This is a genomic window from Diaphorobacter sp. ED-3 (assembly GCF_027625375.1).
GTDB lineage: Bacteria > Pseudomonadota > Gammaproteobacteria > Burkholderiales > Burkholderiaceae_C > Diaphorobacter > Diaphorobacter nitroreducens.
Window position 1 is genome coordinate 42,718 of the sequence record NZ_CP115182.1, and the last position, 24,584, is coordinate 67,301.

At 64.0% G+C, this 24,584-nt stretch carries 26 protein-coding genes; 3 read left to right on the top strand and 23 right to left on the bottom strand.

What is annotated here, in order from left to right:
* Window position 1 precedes the first annotated feature (1 nt).
* Window positions 2-433, top strand: a complete 432-nt coding sequence (locus PCQ86_RS00210; RefSeq protein WP_126221088.1) for an EamA family transporter — start codon at window positions 2-4, stop codon at window positions 431-433.
* Window positions 434-499: 66 nt separating this feature from the next.
* On the opposite strand, the gene PCQ86_RS00215 is transcribed toward PCQ86_RS00210, so the two are convergent.
* The 10 genes from PCQ86_RS00215 to PCQ86_RS00260 form a co-directional block, all read right to left on the bottom strand.
* Window positions 500-1,114, bottom strand: a complete 615-nt coding sequence (locus PCQ86_RS00215) for a recombinase family protein (RefSeq protein WP_226184221.1) — start codon at window positions 1,112-1,114, stop codon at window positions 500-502.
* A 60-nt stretch (window positions 1,115-1,174) separates the two neighbouring features.
* On the bottom strand, window positions 1,175-2,392 hold the full coding sequence (locus tag PCQ86_RS00220; protein ID WP_270174590.1) for a TniQ family protein: 1,218 nt from the start codon (window positions 2,390-2,392) through the stop codon (window positions 1,175-1,177).
* Window positions 2,389-3,297 (bottom strand): TniB family NTP-binding protein, encoded by a 909-nt coding sequence (locus PCQ86_RS00225; protein WP_126221090.1) that lies wholly within the window; start codon window positions 3,295-3,297, stop codon window positions 2,389-2,391. The genes PCQ86_RS00220 and PCQ86_RS00225 overlap by 4 nt, the downstream gene beginning before the upstream one ends.
* Window positions 3,298-3,299: 2 nt before the next feature.
* Window positions 3,300-5,015: a Mu transposase C-terminal domain-containing protein gene (locus PCQ86_RS00230; protein ID WP_442874465.1), complete on the bottom strand. Its 1,716-nt coding sequence runs from the start codon at window positions 5,013-5,015 to the stop codon at window positions 3,300-3,302.
* Between the two features lie 123 nt (window positions 5,016-5,138).
* Window positions 5,139-6,626: an efflux transporter outer membrane subunit gene (locus PCQ86_RS00235; protein WP_003056103.1), complete on the bottom strand. Its 1,488-nt coding sequence runs from the start codon at window positions 6,624-6,626 to the stop codon at window positions 5,139-5,141.
* Window positions 6,613-7,086, bottom strand: a complete 474-nt coding sequence (locus PCQ86_RS00240) for a cytochrome c (RefSeq protein ID WP_270174591.1) — start codon at window positions 7,084-7,086, stop codon at window positions 6,613-6,615. The genes PCQ86_RS00235 and PCQ86_RS00240 overlap by 14 nt, the downstream gene beginning before the upstream one ends.
* 28 nt (window positions 7,087-7,114) lie before the next feature.
* Window positions 7,115-7,825 (bottom strand): ABC transporter ATP-binding protein, encoded by a 711-nt coding sequence (locus tag PCQ86_RS00245; RefSeq protein WP_003056107.1) that lies wholly within the window; start codon window positions 7,823-7,825, stop codon window positions 7,115-7,117.
* 1 nt (window position 7,826) lies between these two features.
* Complete coding sequence (locus tag PCQ86_RS00250) at window positions 7,827-9,032, bottom strand: ABC transporter permease (RefSeq protein ID WP_003056108.1); 1,206 nt, start codon at window positions 9,030-9,032, stop codon at window positions 7,827-7,829.
* Window positions 9,029-10,180, bottom strand: a complete 1,152-nt coding sequence (locus tag PCQ86_RS00255; RefSeq protein ID WP_003056109.1) for an efflux RND transporter periplasmic adaptor subunit — start codon at window positions 10,178-10,180, stop codon at window positions 9,029-9,031. Before PCQ86_RS00255 ends, PCQ86_RS00250 begins: the two co-directional genes overlap by 4 nt.
* Window positions 10,177-10,785 carry a TetR/AcrR family transcriptional regulator gene (locus PCQ86_RS00260; protein WP_003056110.1) on the bottom strand — a complete coding sequence of 203 codons (609 nt, stop codon included), beginning with the start codon at window positions 10,783-10,785 and terminating at the stop codon, window positions 10,177-10,179. Before PCQ86_RS00260 ends, PCQ86_RS00255 begins: the two co-directional genes overlap by 4 nt.
* Before the next feature lie 160 nt (window positions 10,786-10,945).
* Between PCQ86_RS00260 and PCQ86_RS00265 the strand changes: the two genes are divergently transcribed.
* Both PCQ86_RS00265 and PCQ86_RS00270 read left to right on the top strand, forming a co-directional pair.
* Window positions 10,946-11,437: an SCO family protein gene (locus PCQ86_RS00265; RefSeq protein ID WP_076841736.1), complete on the top strand. Its 492-nt coding sequence runs from the start codon at window positions 10,946-10,948 to the stop codon at window positions 11,435-11,437.
* A 26-nt stretch (window positions 11,438-11,463) separates the two neighbouring features.
* A complete protein-coding gene (locus PCQ86_RS00270) occupies window positions 11,464-11,943 on the top strand; it encodes a copper chaperone PCu(A)C (protein ID WP_003056114.1) in 480 nt (159 codons plus the stop codon).
* Window positions 11,944-12,059: 116 nt separating this feature from the next.
* Here the strand turns inward: PCQ86_RS00270 and PCQ86_RS00275 are convergent, their stop codons facing one another.
* From PCQ86_RS00275 to PCQ86_RS00335, 13 genes are read right to left on the bottom strand one after another with little or no spacing between them, the layout of a single operon-like run.
* Window positions 12,060-12,335, bottom strand: coding sequence for a DUF2274 domain-containing protein (locus PCQ86_RS00275; RefSeq protein ID WP_003056116.1), 276 nt, complete (start codon window positions 12,333-12,335; stop codon window positions 12,060-12,062).
* Window positions 12,332-13,600: a TrbI/VirB10 family protein gene (locus PCQ86_RS00280; protein WP_003056119.1), complete on the bottom strand. Its 1,269-nt coding sequence runs from the start codon at window positions 13,598-13,600 to the stop codon at window positions 12,332-12,334. The genes PCQ86_RS00275 and PCQ86_RS00280 overlap by 4 nt, the downstream gene beginning before the upstream one ends.
* 2 nt (window positions 13,601-13,602) lie before the next feature.
* Window positions 13,603-14,604: a P-type conjugative transfer protein TrbG gene (gene trbG, locus PCQ86_RS00285; protein ID WP_003056120.1), complete on the bottom strand. Its 1,002-nt coding sequence runs from the start codon at window positions 14,602-14,604 to the stop codon at window positions 13,603-13,605.
* Window positions 14,601-15,305, bottom strand: a complete 705-nt coding sequence (gene trbF, locus PCQ86_RS00290) for a conjugal transfer protein TrbF (protein WP_003056121.1) — start codon at window positions 15,303-15,305, stop codon at window positions 14,601-14,603. Before trbF ends, trbG begins: the two co-directional genes overlap by 4 nt.
* An 18-nt stretch (window positions 15,306-15,323) precedes the next feature.
* On the bottom strand, window positions 15,324-16,676 hold the full coding sequence (trbL, locus tag PCQ86_RS00295) for a P-type conjugative transfer protein TrbL (protein WP_270174187.1): 1,353 nt from the start codon (window positions 16,674-16,676) through the stop codon (window positions 15,324-15,326).
* Window positions 16,673-16,999 (bottom strand): hypothetical protein, encoded by a 327-nt coding sequence (locus tag PCQ86_RS00300; protein WP_003056123.1) that lies wholly within the window; start codon window positions 16,997-16,999, stop codon window positions 16,673-16,675. The genes trbL and PCQ86_RS00300 overlap by 4 nt, the downstream gene beginning before the upstream one ends.
* 11 nt (window positions 17,000-17,010) lie before the next feature.
* The gene (trbJ, locus tag PCQ86_RS00305; protein WP_003056124.1) at window positions 17,011-17,766 is read right to left on the bottom strand and encodes a P-type conjugative transfer protein TrbJ; all 756 of its coding nucleotides are present in this window, start codon (window positions 17,764-17,766) and stop codon (window positions 17,011-17,013) included.
* Complete coding sequence (gene trbE / locus PCQ86_RS00310) at window positions 17,763-20,234, bottom strand: conjugal transfer protein TrbE (protein ID WP_003056125.1); 2,472 nt, start codon at window positions 20,232-20,234, stop codon at window positions 17,763-17,765. Before trbE ends, trbJ begins: the two co-directional genes overlap by 4 nt.
* A gap of 14 nt (window positions 20,235-20,248) precedes the next feature.
* A complete protein-coding gene (locus tag PCQ86_RS00315; RefSeq protein ID WP_003056130.1) occupies window positions 20,249-20,521 on the bottom strand; it encodes a VirB3 family type IV secretion system protein in 273 nt (90 codons plus the stop codon).
* On the bottom strand, window positions 20,518-20,904 hold the full coding sequence (locus PCQ86_RS00320; protein WP_003056137.1) for a TrbC/VirB2 family protein: 387 nt from the start codon (window positions 20,902-20,904) through the stop codon (window positions 20,518-20,520). Before PCQ86_RS00320 ends, PCQ86_RS00315 begins: the two co-directional genes overlap by 4 nt.
* Window positions 20,901-21,950 (bottom strand): P-type conjugative transfer ATPase TrbB, encoded by a 1,050-nt coding sequence (gene trbB, locus PCQ86_RS00325; protein ID WP_003056138.1) that lies wholly within the window; start codon window positions 21,948-21,950, stop codon window positions 20,901-20,903. Before trbB ends, PCQ86_RS00320 begins: the two co-directional genes overlap by 4 nt.
* On the bottom strand, window positions 21,947-22,411 hold the full coding sequence (locus PCQ86_RS00330) for a ribbon-helix-helix protein, CopG family (RefSeq protein ID WP_003056139.1): 465 nt from the start codon (window positions 22,409-22,411) through the stop codon (window positions 21,947-21,949). Before PCQ86_RS00330 ends, trbB begins: the two co-directional genes overlap by 4 nt.
* On the bottom strand, window positions 22,408-24,417 hold the full coding sequence (locus tag PCQ86_RS00335) for a conjugal transfer protein TraG (protein ID WP_003056140.1): 2,010 nt from the start codon (window positions 24,415-24,417) through the stop codon (window positions 22,408-22,410). The genes PCQ86_RS00330 and PCQ86_RS00335 overlap by 4 nt, the downstream gene beginning before the upstream one ends.
* Window positions 24,418-24,584 lie beyond the last annotated feature (167 nt).

The window sequence follows — 24,584 nt, forward strand, 5'->3', positions numbered from 1 at the left end:
AATGGTCAATTCGGCGGGGTGGTTTTATTGGGCTTTGCTGTCCGCCATCTTTGCGGCACTGACGGCTATTTTTGCCAAGGTTGGCATTCAGGGAGTTGATTCCGATCTGGCCACCTTGATCCGCACGGCCATCATCATCGTCGTCCTGTCGGCGTTTGTTGCCTACACGGGGAAATGGGCCAACCCCTTGGAGTTATCACCCAAGACATGGCTTTTCCTCGGGCTGTCCGGCTTGGCAACAGGGGCATCGTGGGTCTGCTACTTCCGCGCACTCAAGATTGGCGATGCATCCAAGGTTGCGCCAGTGGATAAACTCAGTCTTGTCCTGGTGGCGGTATTTGCTTTCGCCTTTTTGGGCGAACGCCCGTCACTGAGGGAGTGGTCCGGCATTTCGATGGTCGCCGGAGGCGTTCTGTTATTGGCGTTCAAGTGATAACAGGTAGGACATACTGACTCAACCAGTCGTCACGATTCGTCTACAGTAACCGCTGTCCTGCCATCAAACTTGACTGAGCAGTTTCTCGCCATCAAGGCGCAACTCGCCCTTCGGCGAAATGTGCCGATACAAGGTCTGCCGTGTGATGCCCAGTTCCTGACATAGATCGCCGACCTTGGTTTCGGGCTGCCCCATAGCGGCCATCGCCAGCCGCAACTTGGCGGCAGTCATCTTGAAGGGCCGGCCGCCCTTCCTACCGCGCGCCCTCGCCGAAGCCAATCCTGCAATCGTGCGCTCGGCAATCAGTTCGCGCTCGAACTCGGCCAGCGCGGCGAAGATGCCAAAGACCAACTTGCCGGCGGCCGTCGTGGTGTCAATGGCTGCACCGTGCCCAGTCAACACTTTCAGACCGATGCCACGGCCGGTCAGGTCATGCACGGTGTTGATGAGATGCCGCAGATCGCGCCCGAGCCGGTCAAGTTTCCACACCATCAACGTATCCCCCGGTCGTAGCGCCTTCAGGCAGCTCAACAGGCCGGGACGATCCTCGCGTTTGCCCGACGCTTGATCCTCGTAGAGATGGGCCGGATCGACGCCGGCAGCGATCAGTGCATCACGCTGCAAGTCGGTGGCCTGTGAGCCGTCTGCTTTCGATACCCGCATGTAGCCAATCAGCATCTTGCACCTGTCACATATACGTTCGATTATGTGACAGTGTGCACCGGAAAGTTCTGGTCGTCAAAATTTGTCACTTAACCCGTCATTCTGTCTAAGACATGCAAAGGGTCCATCAGCCTCGTAATGTGACAGAAATTCCGGGGGAATGCCTTCCTTTGCAAAGGTGGCGCGCAACTGTTCCAGGGAAGCGGGATCGCGCCGACCATAGGAAGCCAACGCGAACAGCGAGCGCGCCGTCTCGGGGTCGTGCCGCGCTTCAATGATCGCCTCACTGATAGCTTGGACCGCCCGTTGCCAGTGATTGACGGGTTCGGGCTTCGGCGCTTTCGCCGGCAGACCACTGGTGAACCCGGTTTGGGGCTCGGACCAGAACAGCTTTGCATGCTCGCCTGGCGGGCTTATATCCCTCACCTCGATCAAGCTGATTGCCGTTGCCGCCGCCTCCAGCATCTGCAACCGTACTGCCGGGTTCAGGGTTTCATACGGTCGCCACAGACTTTGCCCAGCACGCAGCGGATGCCCGCAGCCTTGCCAGACTTGGCGGAGATACCCCGCGTAGGTTCCGCACGCCGAAAGCGGGGTGTTCAGCTCATCGAGCAGCGTGCGTAGCAGTCGAAACCACAATCCAGCATGGATGCGTCGGCGCGGCAGTTCCACATAGCCGGTCGTCAGTGCCTGCCAGGTACGCCGGTCCATGACTGCAATCGCGTCGCTGGCGGTGCACGACGCAGTGTCGGCGTTCTCCCAGCCGAGAAACCGTCCAGGCACGCCCCAATAGGATTCCAGGCAGCAGCCATGCAGCGGGCAGCTCAGCATCAGGGGCAGCTTCCATGCAAGCAGTACGGCTTGGTTTGCCGGGTCATTCAGACAGAGCGGACAGGCGCGATGTAGCGGCTGGCTGGGCAGCCAGGCACGCCAGCTCGTGATGGATCGCGTCCTACGGCAGAGTTTCGGCAGCAGCACCGAGAGCTGGAACGCATAGGTTTCCAATGCGTCTGGAATCTGATCATCAAGGCTGTCCAGTAGCCAAGGCACCCAGCCGGCGAAACTCATGCAACGCAGCCGGTCCGGCTCGATGCCGCTCCGCTGGGAGAGCATCGCCAACAGCGCCAGTGGTGGCGCGGTATCCAGGTCATCAACCTGAGCGTGACCAAGATCGTGCTCCAGCAGCTCGGACACCTCCATGTGATAGCAAAGGGCCACGCGGTTGAGCCACGAAGACAAGGCTTCGCCTTCTCTGGGGGCCGGATGCAGTGGCCAGCGTGGCGCTGGCTTCACATCAGTTCCCGCTCGAATTGCCGCCGCCGCTCGCTGGGACCGGTGTAATCGGCCATGCTCAGCGTGCGATGGTTGATCGCTTCCTCGCCGCTCTCCACGGCGACGATGGCCGCCGCCATCAGCAAGTGCGCCAGTTCGCCGATGGTGCCCTCGCTGCGTGTGAGCAGGTAGCGGGCCATGTCCAGCGTGGCAATCGACGAGGGTCGCCGCAGCGGGAGCGAAGCCGCGAAGCTGGCCAGCAGTGAGCAGCAATCGTCGTTGGCCTCCCACACCGGCAGCATCATCGGCTCGAAGCGGTTTTCCAACTGGTCGTCCGAGCGGATCGCCAAGTAGGCATCGCGTGTGCCGACGCCGACCAGCGGGATGCGCAGTTCGTTGCCGAGGAAACGCAACAGATTGAGGAATTCTCGGCGGTTGATGCTGTTGCCGGCCAGGACGTTGTGCAGTTCGTCGATCACCAACATGTGCACACCGACCTTGCGCAGCAAGGCCAGCGCCAATTGCTCCATTTCCGGCAGCCGTGGGCGCGGCCGCAATGGCGCACCCATCGCCGCGAGCAGCGCGACGTAGAAGCGGATCACCGACGGCTCGGACGGCATCTGCACGACCAGCACCGGGATGTGCTCCTGGTCGGCATCGGAACTGGGCGGATGCGTGCGCCGGAACTTCTCGACGATCATCGACTTGCCGTTGTTGGTCGGGCCGACCAGCAGCAGGTTGGGCATGCGCTGCTTGTTCGGCCACGCATACAAAGTTTCCAGCCGGTTCAGCGCCTCGACTGCACGCGGATAGCCGATCCAGCGGTCGGCGCGAAGGCGATGGATGCGTTCGTCCGCCGGAAGACGGGCCAAGCCCTGCGCCGCCGGCAGCAGGTGTGACAAGTCGATGATGGGATATTCGTCCACTGCTACCACTCCTCAATCTGGTCGAACGGTTTGGCCGGTGGCAGCTTGTCTGCCTGCGGATCAGCAACGTCCGTTTTCGGCGGAATCGGCTTGTCCGGCGGAGGAGATGCCTTGAGGTGCTGGCGTCGATCCGCGTCGCGCCGCGCCTTGCGCGTGGCCTTCTGTGCGGTGGTCACGATCTCGCGCATCTGTCCGATCATGCGGAACAGCGCCGACTCATCCACCTGTTCGCGTCCCTGCTGCCGCAATTTCGTCAGCGCCTGCCGTTGTTCCCAGAGGGTGACAGCCGGGTGCGACAAGGTACGGTAGGGGATTTCCAAGTAATGCTGCCCCTCCGGTTCCAGCACCCAGATACGGCTGATGTCGCGCGGATCGCGCCGGATCAGGAACGTAGACAAGCGGTCGCGCCGAGCTATCCACGGCTTGAGCGCATCGGCGTAGTAGTGAATGTGGTCGATGACGAAGCCGGTGCGGGTCAGCGTGCGGCGGATGATTGGCAGAAAATCGACCAGAAAAGCCGTGGCGCGGGTGACGACGGCCGGTACACCGACACGCGCCACGGCCTCAGCCCAACGCGTGGCCGGCGGTTGGAGCAGGCCGTTGTGCACGGAGCCGTGATAGGTGCCGACCGCCAATGTGAGCCAGCGCTCCAGCTCGCGCAATGTCAGAGCTGCCTTGTTTTCAGAATCGTAGTCCCCGCGCTGGCCGGGATTCGAGAAGGTTGTCCCCGGCAGTTCGTCGTGGATCATCTGCATCGCCGTGCCGATGATCCGTTCCACGATGCCGCCGTAGTGCGGCTGCCCAGGCGGACGATAGTCCAACTGGATGCCATGCTGCTCACAGCCACGGCGCAGGGCCTCGCTCTTGAACTCGGCCGCGTTGTCCAGGTAGAGCAGCCTGGGCTTGCCACTCATCGGCCAGTCCATTTCCACATTCAGTCCTTCCAGCCAGGGACGCTTGTCGCAAGCAACATGCGCGAGGCACAGACCAACCGAAACGGATGACGGCGCTTCCAGCGTGACGACCATGCCGAGAACGCAGCGGGTAAACACGTCGATGGCGATGGTCAGATATGGTCGGCCAATCGGTTGCCGGTCGCGCTCGTCCACCACGATCAGGTCGATGACTGTGTGGTCGATCTGCACCTGCTCCAGCGGTGCGGAGACAGGCGGCGGAACACCACCAACACCTTGCAGGGCGCGGGACGCATCCTGACCTTCTCGAAGGCGAGTGGTCTTGAGTGGATCAAGGCTGGCGATCCGCAACGCCACCGTGTTGCGCGTCGGCACCCGCAGCTTTTGCAGCTTGCACTCCCGCGCAATTTCGCGGTGGAACGCCGCCAAGCTACGCTTCGGCTTGGTCAGGAAGCGCTTTTGCATTAGCTCGCGGATGATTCGTTCGACCGACTCCGGCAAGCGGCTTTTACCTTTGCCTCCGCTCGACTGCCCAAGCGCAAAGTCAGTGACCAGTCCCGAACCTTGCCGGGCGCGGCGGATCAGGACGTAGACCTGCCGCCGGGACAGACCCAATGCTTGGGCTGCCACGTCGGCCGCTTCATGCCCGACCGTCTCCGACTGCGCCAACGGCCCAATGATCTCCGCGCGACGACGCGCACGCTCCCATGCCTGTTCTGGCAGGGTAGCCACGCCGTGCTCGGTAATCGGTGCGATATCGGTCCCCATGCTCACCTCGCTTTGGTGCACACGAGTATTGAGCATAGACGAGTTTCGTGCAGAGGAGTTCTGATATCTGGCTGTCAAAAGCCATATGCACAACAAGCTTCATACCCAGTTGAATGGTGCAGTCGTCTTCTGAAAATGACATCAGGTTAGGGCATAGCCTTAACTGACACCACCTCCCAGGGCCTGATATAAAGCAACACTATCGACTAGGCGTTGTGCCTGGGCCGCAACCATATTGATCCGGATTGACTGTGCCTGTTGCTGCGCGATGAGCAGTTGCAGGTAGCTGGCCGCGCCCAGCCGGTATTGCCGCTCGACCGACTGCAAGGAGGCCTGTGCAGCCATATCAGCGGCAGCGAGGGCAGTCAAAGTTTGTGCATCGCTTTCCACCGCGCGCAGGGTGTCGGCGACGTTACGCAAAGACTCCAATACGACGCTCTGGTAATTGGCTGCGGCGGCATCAAAAGCGGCGAGCGCCGCTCTTTTTTCAGCGGGTAGCCCTGGATTAAAAAGAGGCTGGGTGAGCTGCGCAACCAGGCCCCACACTGCCGAGCCACCACCGAACAGGGTACCGGTGGTCAGCGCTTGAGAGCCAAGGTTGGCGCTCAGGTTGATCTGTGGGTAGAGCTTGGCGACAGCCACACCATAGTCTGCATTGGCCGCATGCAACAGCGCCTCTGACGCCTGGATATCCGGTCGGCGGCGCACCAGTTCTGAGGGCACGACGAGCGGCATCTCGACGGGCAGAGTGAAATCGGCCAGAGTGAAGGCCGGGATGCCACCCGTGCCTGGGGCACGACCGGCTAGCACCGCCAGTAGATGTTCGGTTTGTTGCAGTTGTTTACGCAGCGCAGGCAGTTCTGCCCGCGTTTGCTCCGCCTGAGCTTGTAGGCTCAACGCTTCATCAGGTGAGGCCTGACCGATACGCACGCGTTCATGGGCTAGGCGCAGTTGCTCATCCTGCACGCGCAAAATGGCAGTAGTGGCTTCTAGTTGCGCGGCGAGGCGTGCTCGGGTAATGGCAGCGGTTGCCATGTTGCCGGCAAGGGCCAGGCGCGCAGCATTCAGTTCGAAGCGACGGTAGTCGGCGCGAGCAGCCAAGGCTTCGAGTGCGCGCCGGTTGCCGCCAGCCAGATCGAGGTTGTAATGCACGCCAACGCTGGCGTTGTAGAGGCTGAATTGACGTGCGTCTCCGCTCAACCCTTGGCTACTGGGACTCATTTGCTGGCGCTGAGATCCCAGTGCGACATCTACCTGTGGATATTGCGTCGAGCCCGCCTGTGCGGCAAGAAGCTCCTGCGCCTGTCGCAAATTGGCGCTGATGCTCGCCAGCGTCGGGCTGACATGGAAAGCTTCGTTGATCAGTCCGTCGAGTGTGGATGAACCCAAGCTTTGCCACCATTGCGTTTCGATCGGAAGCCCTTCGACTAGACGTTGTGTTTCGCCGAACTGCGTGGGAGCGGACGCGGTTCTATCAGCCACCGGTGTTGCAGTGTAGCGAGCCACATCGGGTGCGGTGGGACGCTGAAAATCAGGGCCGGCGGCGCAACCGGCCAGACCGGCGGTGACCAGACCAGCTACCAGGTAAGTTGCCGCAAGCCGTCTTTCGAGGCTGATGGGGCGCTGGCATGTTTTAGCGTGCTCCATAAAAATGCTCCACGAAAGGTTTACGGAAAGCTTGGTGGCAGCCCAAGCAGCTTTCCTGCACGTGGGCGAATGATTGGATCACCGCCTTGCCGTCGCTGCTCGCAGCAGCCAGCTTCATGGCCAGCGCCGCCTCGTGAGTCTGCGCGTCAAAGTTTCTGAACTTGGTCGCATCAGCGCCGAGGTAAGCAAGGATGCGCTTTTTTTCAGTAAGCGGTGGCTCGGGGTGTGCAGCAACTTTTGGGGCGAGCTGAACGACCTGAACCCATTCCTCCTGCGAAATCGCACCGGTAATAGCCTGCATGTTGCGCCCGAGTTCCTGCATGATCTTGCGTAGCGCCAGTGGCTCAACCTGGGTAGCGTCACCAGCCCAAGCTGGCAACTGAAAACCCCATAAAAGCAGGCAGGCCGTAACGGTCAGGGTGATAGTTCCAAATGCGTGGCTGTGTTTGCGGTGGGTCATGAAATTCTCCTGTAATTCAATCGTTCTCTCATTCGAACTCCCGCCCTTCGCCAGCTTCCTCATGGGTCACACCGTCGCGGATGTGGTAGATGCGCTTGAAAGTGGGGATGATCTTTTCGTCATGGGTGACGACGATGATGGCGGTCTCGAACTTCCGAGCCATGTCATTGAGGATGCGGATTACAGCCATGGCGCGCTCACTGTCTAGTGGAGCTGTGGGCTCATCAGCCAGGATCACCGGAGGGCGATTGACCAAACCTCGCGCAATGGCGACCCGTTGCTGCTCGCCACCGGAGAGTTGCGAGGGCATGGCGCGAGCCCGGTGTTGCACATCGAGCGCGGTGAGCAGTTCCAGTGCCTTCGCGCGCGACTCCCCATTCGCGACGCCTGCGAGCATCGGCAGTAGCGCCACGTTGTCGGTGACATCGAGAAACGGAATCAGGTATGGTGCCTGGAAAACGAAACCGATCTTGTCGCGCCGCAAGGCGCGCAAGTCGCGGACTTTCCAGCCATCGTCGTAGATCACTTCATCGCCCAGCGTCATGCGACCGGCGGTCGGATCAATCACCGCGCCCAGACATTTGAGCAGCGTGCTCTTGCCGGACCCGGAAGGGCCAATCAGGCCCACCACCTCGCCGGGTGCCACCTGCATGTCCACGCCTTTCAAGGCATTGACCGCGGTATCGCCCTCGCCATAACGTTTTCTCAAACCTTCGATGCGAATGCCTTTGCCACTCATCTCAACCTCCAATGGCTTCGGCCGGGTCGACCTTGAGTGCCATGCGAATGGCGACGATGCTGGCTAGAACGCAGATCACGAGCACGGCGAAAAAACCGGCGATGGAGTCGAACGGCATCAGCAGTACGTACTTGGGAAACAGGGGCGCTGAGAAAGTGGCTGTGATCTTGCCGACCACGAAACCAATCACGCCCAGGGCGAGCGCCTGCTGCATGATCATCGCGGCGATGGTTCGGTTGCGTGTGCCGATGAGCTTCAACACCGCGATCTCGCGGATTTTGTCCATCGTCAGCGAATAGATGATGAAGGCAACGATGGCCGCGCTAACGATGGCCAGAATCACCAAGAACATGCCGATCTGCTTGGCCGACGTGGCGATCAACTTGCCGACGAGGATGTCTTCCATCTGTGCCCGTGTGTAGACCGTCAAACGTTTCCAGCGCCGGATGGATTCGGCAACCTCGTCCGGCGCATGACCAGGTTTCAGAGTGACCAGCACTGCATTGACGAACGCGTTGGTGCTCTGTGAAGCAATCACGGCATCCAGCAAACCAGTAACACCGGGTCGATTGAAGGCCGGGTTGGCTTCGGTGCGACGCCGGCTTTGCCAAATGGCGTCGTTGTCCTTGAGGAACTGAGCCTCTTGGGCATCCTTGAGCGGAATGAATACCATCGGGTCGCCGCTGGACGACACCATGCGCCGTGTCAGCCCCACGACGGTGTAATGATTTCGGCGAATGGCAAGACGATCTCCCAGTTTGAAGCCGGTGGCGATGTCGGCCACCGCCTCGTAGTGACCGCGCGTGATCTGGCGTCCAGCGACGAGATAAGGAGGCCATCCGGGTGTAGCCCCCAACGCACCGGGCGCGATGCCGACCACCATGGTGCGTACATCACTCTCGCCCTTGCGTACCTGCATGGTCAGGTAGGTCACGTTCGCTGCCTGTGAGACTCCCGGCATGGCGAGAATGGCGCGATACACGTCATCGTTGAGGCTGGACGACTCCGCATAAGGACCCAGAGTATCCTTTTGCACCACCCAAAGGTCAGCGCCACTGTTGTCGAGCAACGCCTTGCCGTCGTCCACCATGCCTCGGTACACCCCAGCCATGACCAGGGTGACGCCGATCAGCAGACCCAGACCGATGCCGGTGAAGACGAATTTTCCCCAGGCATGGAGAATGTCGCGGCCGGCCAGGCTGATCATCGTGACACTCCTGGGATATGGTCGACCACATGGATGCGGCTGCGCGCCGTCAGTGCCTTTTCGCTATAGGTCACAACCTGGTCCCCATTCTTGAGCCCTTCGCGCACCTGCACGTAACCATTGAGGTCGGAAGTGCCGAGCTTGACCGGGGAGAAATGCAGATCACCATCCACGATTTGCCAGACACCAACTTTGTCGCCCTCACGCTGGACGGCAGCGTTGGGGATCAGTGGAGCGGCCGGGAGCGCCGGCAAGTCAACCGTGACTTCGGCCAGTTCACCCACCGGTGGCAAAGGTTCTGGTTTGTTATCGAATGTCACCTTGGCAAGCGTTTCCTCGGTTACCGCGTCGGCCTTGGGTTCCACCCGCAGCACGCGACCTTTCAAGGTCTGGCCACCACGCGAACGCAGGACGATAAGAGTCGGCAACCCCCCAGCCAGCCCCGATGCGCTGATCTGGTCGAAGCGCGCATTGATCCACAAACTCTTGGGGTCGATCACTTCCACCACGGCCTGGCCCGCGACGATGGTCGTGCCGGGATCGGCATCGCGCACGGCGACTACACCGTCGACCGGCGCGATCAGGCGCAGATTGCTCCGCTGCGCGACGAGTCCTTCGCGGTCGGAGCGTGCCCGGACAATATCTTCCCGAGCGGCAGATAAGGCGGCATCGGCGATCTGCAGTTCCTGCCGCTTGGTGGTGACGATTTCCTCGCTGGTCGAGCGCACCGCAAACAATTGCTCGTAGCGGCGCGCCTGGGTTTGCGCGTAGGCTTGCCGGGCTTCTGCCTCGCGCAAAGCCGCTTCCGCACGCTTGAATGCCGACTCCTGTGAGCGCACCCGATCATCGAGGTCGACCGGCTCCATCTCGCCGAGCACCTGTCCGGCCTTGACCTGGTCGCCTACATGCACCTCCAGGCGTTTGACGCGCCCGGCAAACGTCGGCCCGATCTTGTAGGTGTAGCGCGCCTCCACCGTGCCGATGCCGAACAGCGCCGGTGTGATAGCCCGTGATTCCACGCTTGCCACCGTCACCGCGACCGGGGCGAGCGGCCCTGATCGCAGACCGACATAAATAAAAAGCACCAGCAAAGGAATGATGACGGCAAGCAGCGCCAGGGTGCGGCCTTGCAAGGGTAACTTTTTCATTGCGCACTCCTTATGCCACGCCGATAAATTGCAAAGACGCGCGGCGCATCGCGGTGCATACGTCCCACATCACCCGCCAACAGCGATTGCATGACCAAGCCCTGGATCGTGCCAATGAACAGCGTTGCCGCCGCCTCGTTGTCAAGCGAGGGAGACAACTCGCCGCTGGCCTTGCCTTTCTCGATGAGACGATGCAAACGTTCGCCGTAGCGCTGAATCAAGGTTTGCACCATGCGCTTGGCCGGTGTCGATTCGGCACGCTGAAGCTCACCAAACATCATTCTTGGCACGCCTGGGTGCTCAGCTACGAATTCGATATGACTCATGAACATCGCCTCCATGGCTGCCAAGGGCGACTCGATTCCTTGTGCGGATCGATCGATTCTGGCTAATAGGCGCTCTGCTACCCACTCCATGACCGCCTGCCAAATGGCTTCCTTGTTCGGGAAGTGCCGAAACAGCGCACCCTGGGTCAAGTTCATGTGTTTAGCGATAGCTGCAGTGGTTATCTCGCTTGGGTTTTGTGAACCGGCAAGCGCCACGACGGACTCGACAGTTACGGCACGACGTTCATCGGCCGGCAGATGCCTTGGATGGGTGTCCACGAGCACTCCTTGTAAGATAGTAATTGATTACTATCTTACCACAAGAGGCAACTCAAACAAGAGAAAACCCGACGTACTCGTCAATATCTAGCGTCTGCAATGGGCTTAACGTGCTTTATTTTCCGTTTTCTGAGACGTCCCCACGTACAAAGGTGTCGATCTGACCGGTGCAACCTATGCCACGGACATCCGGCTCTCCGACCCGGATGGCAATGAGCGCACGCTGGCGGACTTCCGAGGCAAGGCCATCCTGGTCTTCTTCGGCTTCACTCAGTGCCCAGATGTCTGCCCGACGGCCCTGGCGCGGGCGGCCGAGGTCAAGCGGCTTCTCGGCCCCGACGGCGAGCGCTTCCAGACACTGTTCGTCACGGTCGATCCCGAGCGCGACACGCCCGAGGTGCTCAAAGCCTACACGGCTGCATTCGACCCCAGCTTTATCGGTCTGTACGGCGACCTGGAACGCACCGCACAGATCGCCAAGGACTTCAAGGTCTACTACAAGAAAATGCCGACGGGATCGTCCTACACCATGGACCACACATCGCTCAGCTACGTCTACGACCCGCTAGGAAAGCTGCGCTTGGCCCTGCGCCATGAGCAACCCGCCCAAGACTATGCGGACGACATCCGCAAGCTCTTGAACCCTGCCTGACCCTCTATCCCCTCAAGGAGAACACCATGAAACTCGTCATCCGCACAGCCATCGTCGCCGCCTCGCTGCTCGCGGCCACCGCCCAGGCGCAAGTCACCGTCAAAGATGCCTGGGTGCGCGCCACCGTACCGCAACAGAAAGCCACCGGCGCCTTCATGCAGTTGAAGGCAACCAAGAATAGCAAGCTGGTCTCGGCCAGCTCGCCGCTTACGCCCGCCGTCGAGGTCCACGAGATGGCCATGCAGGACAACGTGATGAAGATGCGCCAGGTGCCGGCCGTCGAGCTGCCCGCAGGCAAGACCGTGGAACTCAAGCCCGGCGGCTACCACGTGATGCTGATGGACCTGAAGCAGCAGGTGAAGGAAGGCGACACGGTGCCTCTGACCCTCGTCATCGAGGGCCCGGACGGCAAGCGCGAATCGGTCGAAGTGAAGGCTCCCGTGCGTGCGCTCAACGCCAGCGCCCAGCCGGCTGGCCACGATGCCCAGGGCGGCCACAAGCACTGAAGCACTTGGCGGGTGGGTGAATGGCGCACCTGTAGCACACCCCACCGCTTGCAGCCCTCGAAATTCGAAGCCGCGATGCCAACTCCCGCAACCTAGGTCACGCATAGCCAAAAAGCTCACGGCGTACGGCAACCGGAGATGGTTACTCCACCAGCGTTTTGCAATGCGTGTTTACTAGCGCTGTTTCTCTGAAACCCACGGTCTCCTTGCATGAAGGCCTCTAGCATGTGCGGGATCAGCGTCGTGGCATCGACCGCTTCGCCGTACACCTGCGCGTGCAGCGCGGCGTAACGGTCGAGGTCGGCTTTCAGGCTGACCGGGCACGCAAAGGCCAGCTTGACGCTCTCGACCTTGGGCAGCGGCCCAAGCCGCAACTTCCTGGTGGTGTTCATTTCGCAATTCCACGGTTGAAGAACATAGGCTGGTACGGCCGCAGCACAAAATCGCGGTTGACGATGATCCGCACCGGCAGGCCCGGCCGCTCGGTCAGCGTCGGCTGGATGTTCATGTTGCGCCGGGTCATCTCCTGCCCGACCTGGTTGATGCTGTCCTGCGCGCTATCGCGCCCAGCGATCACGATGCGGTTGCCATCCTGCCGGTTTTCCGGTGCGGCCAACTCGGCACCCACGCCCAGCAGGGTCGTCAGCGCCGCACCCGCGAAGACGCGATCCCAATGCCAATCGACGCCATCCTCCAGGCCGGAATAGCCGGCAGGGTCAGTGCCCGCCAGGTTGTCTAGCTTCAGCGAGGACGTGTCCGGCAGGATGACGCGGTTCCACACCACCTGTACGCGGCTCTGCCCGTAGCTCACCTGGCTGTTGTACTTGCCCAGGATGCGCGATCCCTGTGGGATCAGCAGGAACTTGCCAGTGGCCGTGTCATAGACCGGCTCCGTCACCGTGGCTATCACGTCGCCCGGCAGATCGGACTTGATGCCCGTCACCAGCGCGCCCGCGATCACCGTTCCCGCCATGACCTGATACGGCGAGGCCGGCATCTGGAGATTGCCGGAATTGCGGGTTTCCGTAGAACCGCCTTTCAGGAAAGCCTCTTTCTGGTCTTGCCGGTTCTGCACGGCTGTCGGGTCGGATGGCTGGGCCGCCGTCGAGGCCGGGCCAGCGGCCAGCGGGTCGAAGCCCGCCAAGGCGCTGCCGGGCGCAGCCGCAGCGGCTTGCGCCGTGACCGGCGCGGTGGCCTTGCCTTGGTTGCCCGAGCGGAAAAACACCGACGAGTTCGCCGCCGCATCGGCCTCCTTGCGCCACGCATCCGCCGGATCATGTCCCGGCGGTGCGTAGGCCGGCGTCACCGGCTGCTGCGACTTCACGATGGCTGGGCCGAGATCACCCGGCAGCGGCGGCCCCAGCTCGGGCACCTTCGGCGGCAGCTTCGAGTAGTCGGCCGGCAGACCATCCAGCCCCTCGGACTTCGAGACGCGATCGACGTTGTAAAGCTCGGTCTGCTCGCCCGTGCCGCGCCGGTGCGGCTGCAATGACCAGATCGTGGCCCCGAGCACGGCGACCGACAGGACGCCGACGAGGATGGCCAGCGTGCGCCGGTTCAGGCGCGTGACCGGGCGCGGCTGGGCGCGCAGCGCCACCGCCTCGGGCGCGACCTTGCCCGCCTGCGCCGCAAGATCAGGGGAATCGTCCTGGCTCATGGTCAGTTCCTCCGTGTGCCGTCCGTGCGCTCGATCCGCACCACGTCGCCCTTGTCCCCGCCCAGGCGCAGTTCGGCCGCGCCGAACAGGCGATCAACGATGTAGTACGGCGCACGGAATCGGTAGTTCACCAGTTGCCCGTCGCCTTGCGCGCCGATCACGAACAGCGGCGGCAGCTCGCCCTGGGCGATGCCGGGCGGGAACTGGATGTAGACCTTCTCGCCGTCATCGAAAGCACGCAGCGGCTTCCACGGCGGATTGCTGCCGCTGATGGCATAGCGGAAACGGATCTTCTCCAGCGACAGGCCGCTATCGACCGGGGCGGCGGCGCTGGCCGCCTGCGCCTGGCGCTGCAAGGCCAGCATCTTGTCCTTCGGGTACTCCCAGGACACCGACGCCATCCACGTCTTTTCGGTCGAAGTCAGCTCCAGCAGATACGTCCGGCGGCTGGTGGTGATGACCAGATTGGTCTTCAAGCCCGAGCGGATCGGCTTGACCATCACGTTGACGCGCAGAGCCTCACCGCTGCCGCTCGACGTGTCCCCGACGATCCAGCGCACCGTGTCGCCGGCCGCGACCGTCACCAGTTCCTCGCCGGGCTGCAGCGAAACCACCGTCACGCGGCCCACGGCCGCATAGAGCTGGTAAAGCGCGCCATCGGTAAAGGGCCAGACCTGGATCGCGTTGACGTAGCCTTCGCGCGTGGGCGCGACACGGGCCTCGGCATTGGCGCGCGAGACGCGCACTTTCTCATCCGCGGGTTCCGGCGCGGGCTTGGCCTCCTCGGTCTCTGGCAGTGGTTTCAACTGCGACGGCAGCGCGAGCGGCTGCGGCACCGTGACCACCTCCACCGGTTTTGGTGGCTCCGGCAGCGGCTGGGCCTGCACCGGCTCATCGAGCGAAATGGTCGGTGGCGGCTTGCCCTGAGTAGCGCAGCCAGAGAACAGCACGGTCGAAGCCAGAAGCATCACCGGCAAGGCGGATTTACGGAAAAGATCATTCATGGTTTTGCTCCTTCGTTAGCTTCCAGTTCGCGGCTCCACGACAGCCCGTTGACGTAGATGCCCAGGGGGTTCTTGCGCAGACGCTGCTCGGTGCGCGGGGTTTGCAGCACCGTGGAAATCACCGCGTTCCAGCGTTCGGTGCGATCCAGCGCGCCATTGACGAAGCGCGTTTCCGTCCAGCGCACGTTGAAAGACGTGTCGCTGGCGCGGGTCACGCTGGTGATCTGCACCGTCACCGACTCCTTGCCGATGCGCGCGAACGGGTCATTCGTGCGGGCGTACTCGTTGAGCACGACCGCGCCTTTGTCGGTCGTGTAGTCGTAGGCATCGAGCCAGTTCTGCCGCACCACGATGGGGTCGATGGACAGCGAGCGCACCAGGCCGATGAAGCGGCCCAGGTGGTAGGCGATCTGCGCATCGCTGGGCTTGTAGGGCGTGGCGGCCTCGCCGACAGCGCGCACCTGGCCCGCGTTGTCCACCTCGATAACGTAGGGCGTGACGATGGACTGCGCCGAGCGCCAGACTAGGCCGCCCGCCATCAGCACGGCCAGCGTGAGGCAGCCAAAGGCCATGAAGCGCCAGTTTCTGGCCTGCACGCGGGCCGAGCCGATGCGCTCGTCCCAAACCTGGGCGGCGGATTGATACGGAGTAGCAGGCTGTGGCGTATCGGCGTAGCGCACCTGCGGTCGTTTGAATCGCATGGGAGTTCTCCTTGAAGATCAGGAATCGGAATCGCGCAGGCTCGGGCCTTGGCTGGAGCTGCCGCCATCGCCGCCGCGCAGCGTGTGGGCGGCGGTCGTCGCGGCATGGGTGAGCTGCTGCCTGCGATGCAGGCGCTTGGCCCAGGCGGGTTGCGCGGTGGATGGGGTTGGCTCGTTTGCAGCCTGTGCGGCACCGCCCCCTGACGCCGATCCGGCGTCATCGGGCCGGAAGGCGGCGGCGACACGCTCCTTCATCGAGCGCGCGCCCTCAGCCACCTTCTGCCCGGTCGCCTGCGCGCCGGTCTTGGCGACATTGCCGACACCAGCGGCAGCGCCCTTGAGGCCGCCGCCGGCGGATGCAGAACCCGCCTGAAACGCCGACCGCGCGCTGCTGGCGGCCCCAGTGGCGGCACGCGCTCCGCTACCGGCCAGCTTGGCGGCTGCGGGCGCCATGCGCGCCCCGGCGGCGACTGCGCCGCCGACGCCCGTAGCCGCAGCGCCCACGGCAACAGCAGCGCCGGCCGCGCCCAGCGCCGCACCGGCCATCGCACCTGCGCCGAGCTGCGGGCTGCCGGACACCAGCCCGGTTGCAATGCCCGGCCCGAAGATGCCCAAGGCCAGCAGCGTCAGCGAGGCCAGCATCACGACCACGGAGTGGTCGATGGATGGTTCGGCGGGCTGTACCTGAAACTCGGCGAACAGGCCCGAGCCGATGCCCACGATCACCGCCAGCACCAGCACCTTGATGCCGGACGACACCACGTTGCCCAGCACCTTCTCGGCGAGAAATGCGGTCTTGTTCCAGAGCGCGAACGGCACCAGCACGAAGCCGGCAAGCGTGGTCAGCTTGAACTCGATCAGCGTGATGAAAAGCTGGATCGCCAGCACGAAGAAGCACAGCAGGACGATCAGCCAAGCGAGGAACATCACGACGATGGGCGTGATGTTCACGAAGACTTCGGGGAAGCCCGCCATGTCGCCGATCTGTTTCAGGATCGGCGCACCGGCGTCGATGCCGACCTTCGCCAGCCGGCCCGGTTGCAGGAAGTTCTCCATGCTCAGGGTCGAGCCGCTGGCCGTCAGGCCCAGCCCGGCGAAGGAGCGGAACACGATGCCAGCCAACCAGTTGAAGTTGCCGATGATGTAGGCGAAGGCGCCGACGTACAGCACCTTGCGGATCAGCTTGGCGATCACGTCCTCGCCCTGGCCGGTGGCATGGCTCATCGCCCAGAACAGCCCGGCGAGCGTCATGTCGATGACGATCAGCGTGGCGGTCAGAAACGCCACTTCGCCGTGCAACAGGCCAAAGCCCGAGTCGATGTAGCGCGAGAAGGTGTCGAGGAAGCGGTCGATGACCGTCACGTCGTTCATGGCGAGTCCTCCTGCCCAGGCAGAGCGATTGCCGCGCTGCCATCGGCGGGTTCATCGAAGCTGGGCGGGATCGGCGGCAGGTCGGCCAGCGTCTGGTACTCATTCGGCCCGGCCTGGCCGGAGAGAAAGCGCCGCAGGTCGGCCTGTGCCACCTGCGCGCAAAACGCGCCGTCGTGCGCGCCCGCGCGGCACTGCGCGCGCAGCGCGTGCAACCGGGCCGGGTCGGCGGCGAGCGCATTCACCGACACTTGCTGCGGCCGGTCACAGCCGGCCAGCACCAGCGCATGAATGGCGAAAGCAAACACGACGGGCGTGCGTTGCATGGCAGCCTCCGTCAGCGGTTGTAGAAATTGACGGGCTGCGGCGTGTACGGCGTGCCTTCGCCCAGGAAGCGGCGCGTCACTTCGCGCCCGCGCTCCGTGGCCGCCGCCTGCCGCGCCAGTTCCAGCGAGGCCGCGCGGTCTTGCGTGATCTGGAGCCGCTGCGTCTGGATCGACTGCTTGGCCTGCAAGGCCAGCAACTGGTTCATGGCCTGCATCGCTTGCAGCGCGCCCTCGGCCGACTGGCTCTTGCCCACGAGGTCGGCCAGCACGCTTTCGTCGTCGCTCAGGTTCTGCGACGCCTGGGCCTGCATCTGCATGGTCGTTTGCAGGCCGTTGAGCGTGTTCTTCCAACGCTCCTGCGCATCGAGGTACATCTGATTGCCGCTCACCGTGGCGGCGTACTTCTCGGGATACAGGCGCACGAATTCGCGGTCGATGCTTGTCACTTCGTAGGCCAAGCCCTTGGCCTGCGCGATCAGTCGCTGGGTGGTCGCCAGGTTCGCGCGCAACTGGCCGACCACGCTGGACGGCAGGCTGGCCAGGTTGCGCGCCTGGTTAATGAGCATCTGCGCTTCGTGCTGGAGTTGCTGGATCTGGTTATTGATCTGCTCCAGCGTGCGAACGGCGGTGAGCGTGTTCTGCACCAGATTGGTCGGGTCGAGCACGATGTCGCCGACGCCGAACAAGGCGTGGGCGGGTTGCGCGATGCCGAATGCGAGCACGCAGGCGGCGGTCAACGCGGCGAGCTTGGGGGTATGCAATTTCATAGTTGGTTCTCCTGGGGGTGGTCAGCGGTACGGAGGGAACCCGGCGCGTAGCCGGGGAACGAGGGCAGCAGGTCGGCCGCCCAATCGAGGCCGCGATGGCGCAGCCAGGCGCCCGCGAAGCCGGGCACGCCGGCGTCCTGCGGCACGCGGCCAAGAACCTCATCAATGGCGCGCTGGTCTTGCGGCGTGGAAGCACCCGCGAAGGCCAGCGTCGCCGGCCCCAGGTCGAGGTCGAACACGCGGTTGCCGAGGCGGGATTGGTAGTAGTAGTCGCGCTTGGGCTGCGCGGTGGCGACGATCTCGATCTGCCGGCTGTTGAGGCCGAAGCCCTCGTAGATCGCGCGAATCTGCGGTTCGGTCGCTTGCGGGTTCGGCAAGAAAATCCGGCTCGCGCAGCTTTCGATGATGGCCGGCGCGATGGCCGAATCCTTCACGTCCGCGAGCGACTGCGTGGCGAAGATGACACTGACGTTCTTCTTGCGCAGCGTCTTGAGCCACTGGCGGATGCGCGCCGCAAACACCGGGTCATCGAGGAACAGCCAGGCTTCATCGAGGATCAGCAGCGTGGGCGCACCATCCAGCCGCTCCTCGAAGCGCGCGAACAGGTAGCGCAGCACCGCGAGCACAGCAGCCTTGCTGTGCATCAGCTCCTCCATCTCGAACGCCTGCACGTCGGATGTGCCGAGGCGGTCGTGGTCGGCATCCAGCAGCCTGCCGTGCGCGCCGCCCAGGACGTAGGGCGCGAGTGCCTGGCGCAAGGTGTTCGATTGCAGCAAGGCCGTCAGGCCCGTGAGCGTGCGCTGCTCCACCGGCGCGCTGGCCAGGCTCCCCAGCGCAGACCAGATGGCCGCCTTCTCGTCCGGGCCGACGGCCGCGCCTTCGTGCAGCAGGCGGCCTTCCACCCATTCGCTGGCCCAGGTGCGGTAGCCCTCTCGGTCGATGCGCGCCAGCGGCTGGAAGGCGATCTCGTCGTCCGCGCCCAGGTCGTAGTGCTCGCCGCCCATGCCCAGGATGGCCGCGCGGATCGAGCGCCCCATGTCGAAGGCGAAGATGCGCGAGCCGCGATAGCGGCGGAACTGCATCGCCATCGTCGCCAGCAGCACCGACTTGCCCATGCCGATGGGGCCAACCACCAGCGTGTTGCCCACGTCGCCGATGTGCGTCACCAGCCGGAACGGCGTGGCGCCGTCTGTGCGCGTGACGATCAGCGGCGGCCCATCGAGATGCGCATTGCGTTCCTGGCCGGCCCATACCGCCGACACCGGCATCATGTGCGCCAGGTTCAGCGTCGAGACGATGGGCTGGCGGACATTGGCGTATGCGTTGCCCGGAATGGACGACAGCCACGCATCCACGGCGTTGAGCGTTTCGGGGATGGTGACGAAGCCGCGCCCCTGGATGACGCGCTCCACCATGCGCAGCTTCTCGTCGGCAACGGCGGCGTCCGCGTCCATGACGGTGACGGTCGCCGTCAGGTAGCCGAAGGCGACCTGATCGCTGCCCAGCTCCTGCAAGGCAGCATCGGCGTCGGCGGCCTTGTTGTTGGCGTCGGTATCGACCAGCGGGCTTTCCTGCTGGAAGATCGTCTCGCGCAGCAACGCGATGACGTTCTTCCTTTTCGCAAACCACTGGCGGCGCAGTCGGGCGAGTTCTTTTTCCGCCTCGGCTTTGTCGAGGCACAGAAAGCGCGTACTCCAGCGATACGCGAAGCCCAGGCGGTTGAGGTCGTCCAGAATCCCCGGCCAGGTCGAGGTCGGGAAACCGCGCACCGACACCACGCGCAGGTGCTGGTCGCCCAGCATCGGCGCCAGGCCACCGACCAGCGCGGAATCGGTCAGCAGCGCGTCGATGTGGAACGGCACTTCGGGAACGCCGACGCGGTAGCGGCGCGTCGAGACGGTCGAATGCAGGTAGGTCAACGTCTGGCTGTCATCAAGCCAGGCGATCTCCGGCATCACGCCATCGAGCAGGTCGAAGATGCGATCCGTTTCAGCGACGAAGGCGTGCAGCCGCTCGCGCCAATCCACGCCTTCGGTGGGCCGGTTTTCGTACAGCAGGCCCGCGGCCCGAGCACGGGATTCCTCGGACGGCAGGTAGGCCAGCGTCAGGTGATAGCCGCTCTCGAAGTGGTTGCCCGAATCCTCGAAGGCGGCGCGGCGTTCTTCATCGACCAGCCAGGACAGCGGTTCGGGGAAATCGGAGTGCGGGTAGTCGGCGGCAGACCGGCGCTCGGCTTCGATGAACAGCGCCCAGCCCGAACCCAGGCGGCGCAGCGCGTTGTTCAAGCGCGCCGATGTGGCGATCAGCTCGCCTTGCGTCGCGCTGTCGAGGTCGGGGCCACGAAAGCGCGCCGTGCGCTGGAAGCTGCCGTCCTTGTTCAAGACGACGCCCGGTGCCACCAGTCCGGCCCAGGGCAGCCAGTCGGCGAGCAAGGCCGGTCGCTGGCGGTATTCGGCGAGGTTCAGCATCGCGGCGTCCTCCCCTACACGTCCAGCAGCGGGCGGTGCTTGATGTGCCGCGCGAACACGGCCATGAACTGCGGATCGACGCGCGCGCCCCGCATCGCCAGCGAATGGCCGACGATCCAGAGCACGACACCGGGAATCCACAGTTGCAGGCCTAGCCCGACAGCGGCGGCCAAGGTGCCGTTGGCGATCGCCACGGTGCGCGGTGCGCCGCCCAGCAGGATCGGCTCGGTGAGCGAGCGATGCAGCGGCACCTCGAACCCGGCCGCGAAGGTGTCCGGGGCACTCATACGACGGCCCCGCCCGAGAAGCTGAAGAACGACAGGAAGAACGAGGACGCGGCGAAGGCGATGCTCAAGCCGAACACGATCTGGATCAGCTTGCGAAAGCCGCCCGACGTGTCGCCGAACGCGAGCGCGAGGCCCGTGGCGATGATGATGATGACCGCGACGATGCGCGCCACCGGCCCCTGGATGGATTCAAGGATGGATTGCAGCGGGCCTTCCCACGGCATCGAGGAACCGGCGGCCTGTGCAGTGCCCGCAAGCAGCAGCATGAAGGCAGCGAGCATCAAGCCTTGCATGGCCGGGCGGGCCAGGCCATCCAGCCGCGCGGGACTGGAGCGGCGGGAAAGCGGATTTACAGAAATACGGAAAGCATCAACGTGCGTCATGGCAGTTCTCCAGAAAGGTCGAGGGATGGGGAAGTCGCCGCAGCGGGTGCGGCATCGGGAAGTGGCGGCAGCTCGGGAAACGGCGCGTCCATCGCATCCGCCAGTCGGTAACCCACGCCGTCGAAGCCGACGACGCGGGCGATGCTCTCGATGCGGCGCTTGCGTCCGCGCCCGGCGATGTGGATCACCACGTTGACCGCCTCGGCGATCAGCGCGCGGGGCGGGTTCACCGCCACTTCGAGAATCAGTTGCTCCAGGCGCAGCAGCGCGCCGAGGGCGGAGCCGGCGTGGATCGTGGCAATGCCACCCGGATGGCCCGTGCCCCACACCTTGATGAGATCCAGCGCCTCGGCGCCGCGCACCTCGCCCACGACCACGCGGTCAGGCCGCAGGCGCATGGACGAGCGCACAAGCTCGGTCATCGACACCACGCCTGCGCGGGTGCGCAGCGGAACGTGGTCGCGGGCCGCGCATTGCAGTTCCACCGTGTCTTCGAGCACCAGCACGCGGTCGCCCGTGGCGGCGATCTCGGCCAGCAGCGCATTGGCGAGCGTGGTCTTGCCGCTGCTGGTGGCGCCGGCGATCAGGACGTTCTGCCGCTCGCGCACGGCACGAACGAGAAAGCCCGCCTGCGCGCTGGTCATCATCCCGTCGATGACGTACCGCTCCAGCGGAATCACACCGATGGCGCGCTTCCGCAGCGCGAAGGCCGGCCCTGGCGCGGCGGGCGGCAAGATACCCTCGAAGCGTTCGCCGGTTTCGGGCAGTTCGGCGGACAGTAGCGGCTGGCCGCGATGGACTTCTGCGCCAACGTGGGCGGCGACAAGGCGGATGATTCGCTCGCCGTCCGCCTCGGACAGCTCCACGCCCATCGGTGCGCGGCCCGATGAAAGCCGATCCACCCAAAGGGTGCGATCAGGATTGAGCATGACTTCCACCACGTCCGGGTCTTCGAGCGCGGCAGCGATCAGCGGCCCCATCGCCGTGCGCAGCATCTGAATGCGGCGGTCGAGCGAGGTGGCGAAGGACGAAGGTGCGACGCTCATGAGGCGCGCTCTTGCGCTTCGGCAACTGCCGCCGCGTCATCCATCCGCGCCGGGTCGGGGTGCAGTTCCTCCACCACATCGCGCACCAGGCTTCGACCGCGCAGCAGGTGGCGACCCAACTGTTCAACGAACTGCTCGAAGCGCGCTTTGCCCTGTGCGCGTGCCGCGTCTTGGTGCGCCTCGGGAACTGGCGTGCTGACCGTGAGGTAATAGCGGATGAACAGCGCCAGCGTTTCGATGGCGATGTTCTGGTCGCGCTCCATGCGCTCGGCCTGGCGCGAGAGGCGATCAAGCCGCTTGGCAATCGCTGCCTCGCGCTGGTCGGCAGCATCGGGCGACAGCCACGATGCGAGCGCCGCCGCGACGATGCTGGATTTCGATACGCCTTTCTTGGCGGCCAGCTCGTCCAGACGCTTGGCATGCTCCGGCTGGATGAACAGGTTGAGGCGGTAGTGGCTCATAGCTCGATTCCGTCGTTGGGGTCGAGGGAAGCCAGCCGGGCCGTGCGCTGCATGGCCGGGTCAAGCTGGCGAGGAAGGGGAAGCGGCAGGTCGTCATCGTCATCGAGCAACCCGAGGTCGGCTGCGGACGCGGCCAGCTCGGGGTCGTAGGCGACGGCTTCGGAAAGTTCGGGCTGACGGCGCGGTCCGCCGTCGTCGGCCGAACCCAAGTGCTCCAGGCCATCAGTAGGTGCAGTGGCCGGTGCGGCAGGCACGGCGGGAATCGCCAGCCCGCTCCAGTCGTCGGCTCGCGAGGGCGGAACGTCGGCATAGCGTCCGGCCGCAAGCACGGGCGGCGGCAGCACGCGCCGCTTGAAATTGGTGTCCGCGTAATAGCGCAGCTTTTTGGCCTTGATCGGCGCCACGCTGGACACCATCACCACGGCTTCATCCGGCGGTAACTGCATCACTTCGCCCGGCGTCAGCAGTGGGCGCGCGGTCTCCTGGCGCGACACCATCAGGTGGCCCAGCCACGGCGCGAGCCGGTGGCCTGCGTAGTTGCGCTGTGCGCGCAGCTCGGTTGCAGTGCCCAGCGTTTCGGAGATCCGCTTGGCCGTGCGTTCGTCGTTGGTGGCGAACGTCACGCGGACATGGCAGTTGTCCAGAATCGAATGGTTCTGCCCATACGCCTTGTCGATCTGATTGAGCGACTGCGCGATGAGAAAGCTGCGAATGCCATAGCCCGCCATGAAGGCCAGTGCCGTCTCGAAGAAGTCGAGCCGCCCGAGCGCCGGGAACTCGTCAAGCATCAGCAGCAGCTTGTGGCGGCGCTCGATGCCGTCGGAGCCATCGAGCGATTCCGTCAGCCGTCGCCCGATCTGATTGAGGATCAGGCGGATCAGCGGCTTCGTCCGCGAAATATCTGAAGGCGGCACCACAAGGTACAGCGATACCGGATGCTCGGCCGCGATCAGGTCGGCAATGCGCCAATCGCAACGCGACGTGACTTCGGCCACCGTAGGGTCGCGGTACAGGCCGAGGAACGACATGGCCGTGCTCAACACGCCGGAACGCTCGTTGTCCGACTTGTTGAGCACTTCGCGCGCCGCCGATGCGACGACCGGATGCGGGCCATAGCCGAGATGCGGCGTGGTCATCATCCGGTGCAGCGTCAGCTCGAATGGGCAAGCCGGATCGGAGAGGAAGTTGGCGACGCCGCGCAGCGTCTTGTCCTCGCCCGCATAGAGCACGTGCAGGATGGCGCCGACCAGCAGAGCATGGCTGGTCTTCTCCCAATGGTTGCGCCGCTCCAGCGCGCCTTCGGGATCGACCAGGATGTCCGCGATGTTCTGCACGTCGCGCACCTCATGGGCGCCGCGACGCACCTCCAGCAGCGGGTTGTAGGCCGCTGACTTCGCATCGGTCGGGTTGAACAGCAGGCAATGCGAGAAGCGCGAGCGCCAGCCTGCGGTGATCTGCCAGTTCTCGCCTTTGATGTCATGGATGACGGCGGACGCGGGCCAGCTCAACAAGGTGGGCACCACCAGGCCCACGCCTTTGCCCGAGCGGGTTGGTGCGAAGGTCAGGACGTGTTCCGGACCTTCGTGGCGCAGGTACTGGCGTTCGTGCTGGCCGAGGAACACGCCGTCCGGCTGCGTGAGACCGGCCTCGCGAATGTCATCCGCGTTCGCCCAGCGCGCCGAGCCGTAGGTCGTGACCAGGCGCGATTGCCGCGAGCGCCAGATCGACATGCCGATGGCCACCAGCACGGCCACCAGGCCGCTGCCACCCGCAATGGCGCCGCCGATGTCAAAGACGCTGGGCGCGTAGGCATCGAAGAAGAACCACCACTCGAACAGCCGCCACGGGTGATAGACCGGCGTACCGAAGAAGTCGAACCAGGGCGAGCCAAGGCGTAGCTGATAGCCCAGGGCGGCGGCTGTCCATTGTGTGGCTGCCCACACGCCGGCGATCACGATGCCGAATACCACGGCGATCTGACCGAACAGCACGTTCGTCCCTTGCATGATCCCGCCTCCAATCACGGCACAACAACGTGCCGCGTGCATCAGGATCAAGGCGTGTGCATAGGTCGGTCAAAGACCGTTATGGCGGGGATTTAGGCCGAAAAAGCCTGATTTCTTGCAGGAGCGAAGGCAATAAAAACGCCGCAGACGGGAGCGCGTTGCGGCGT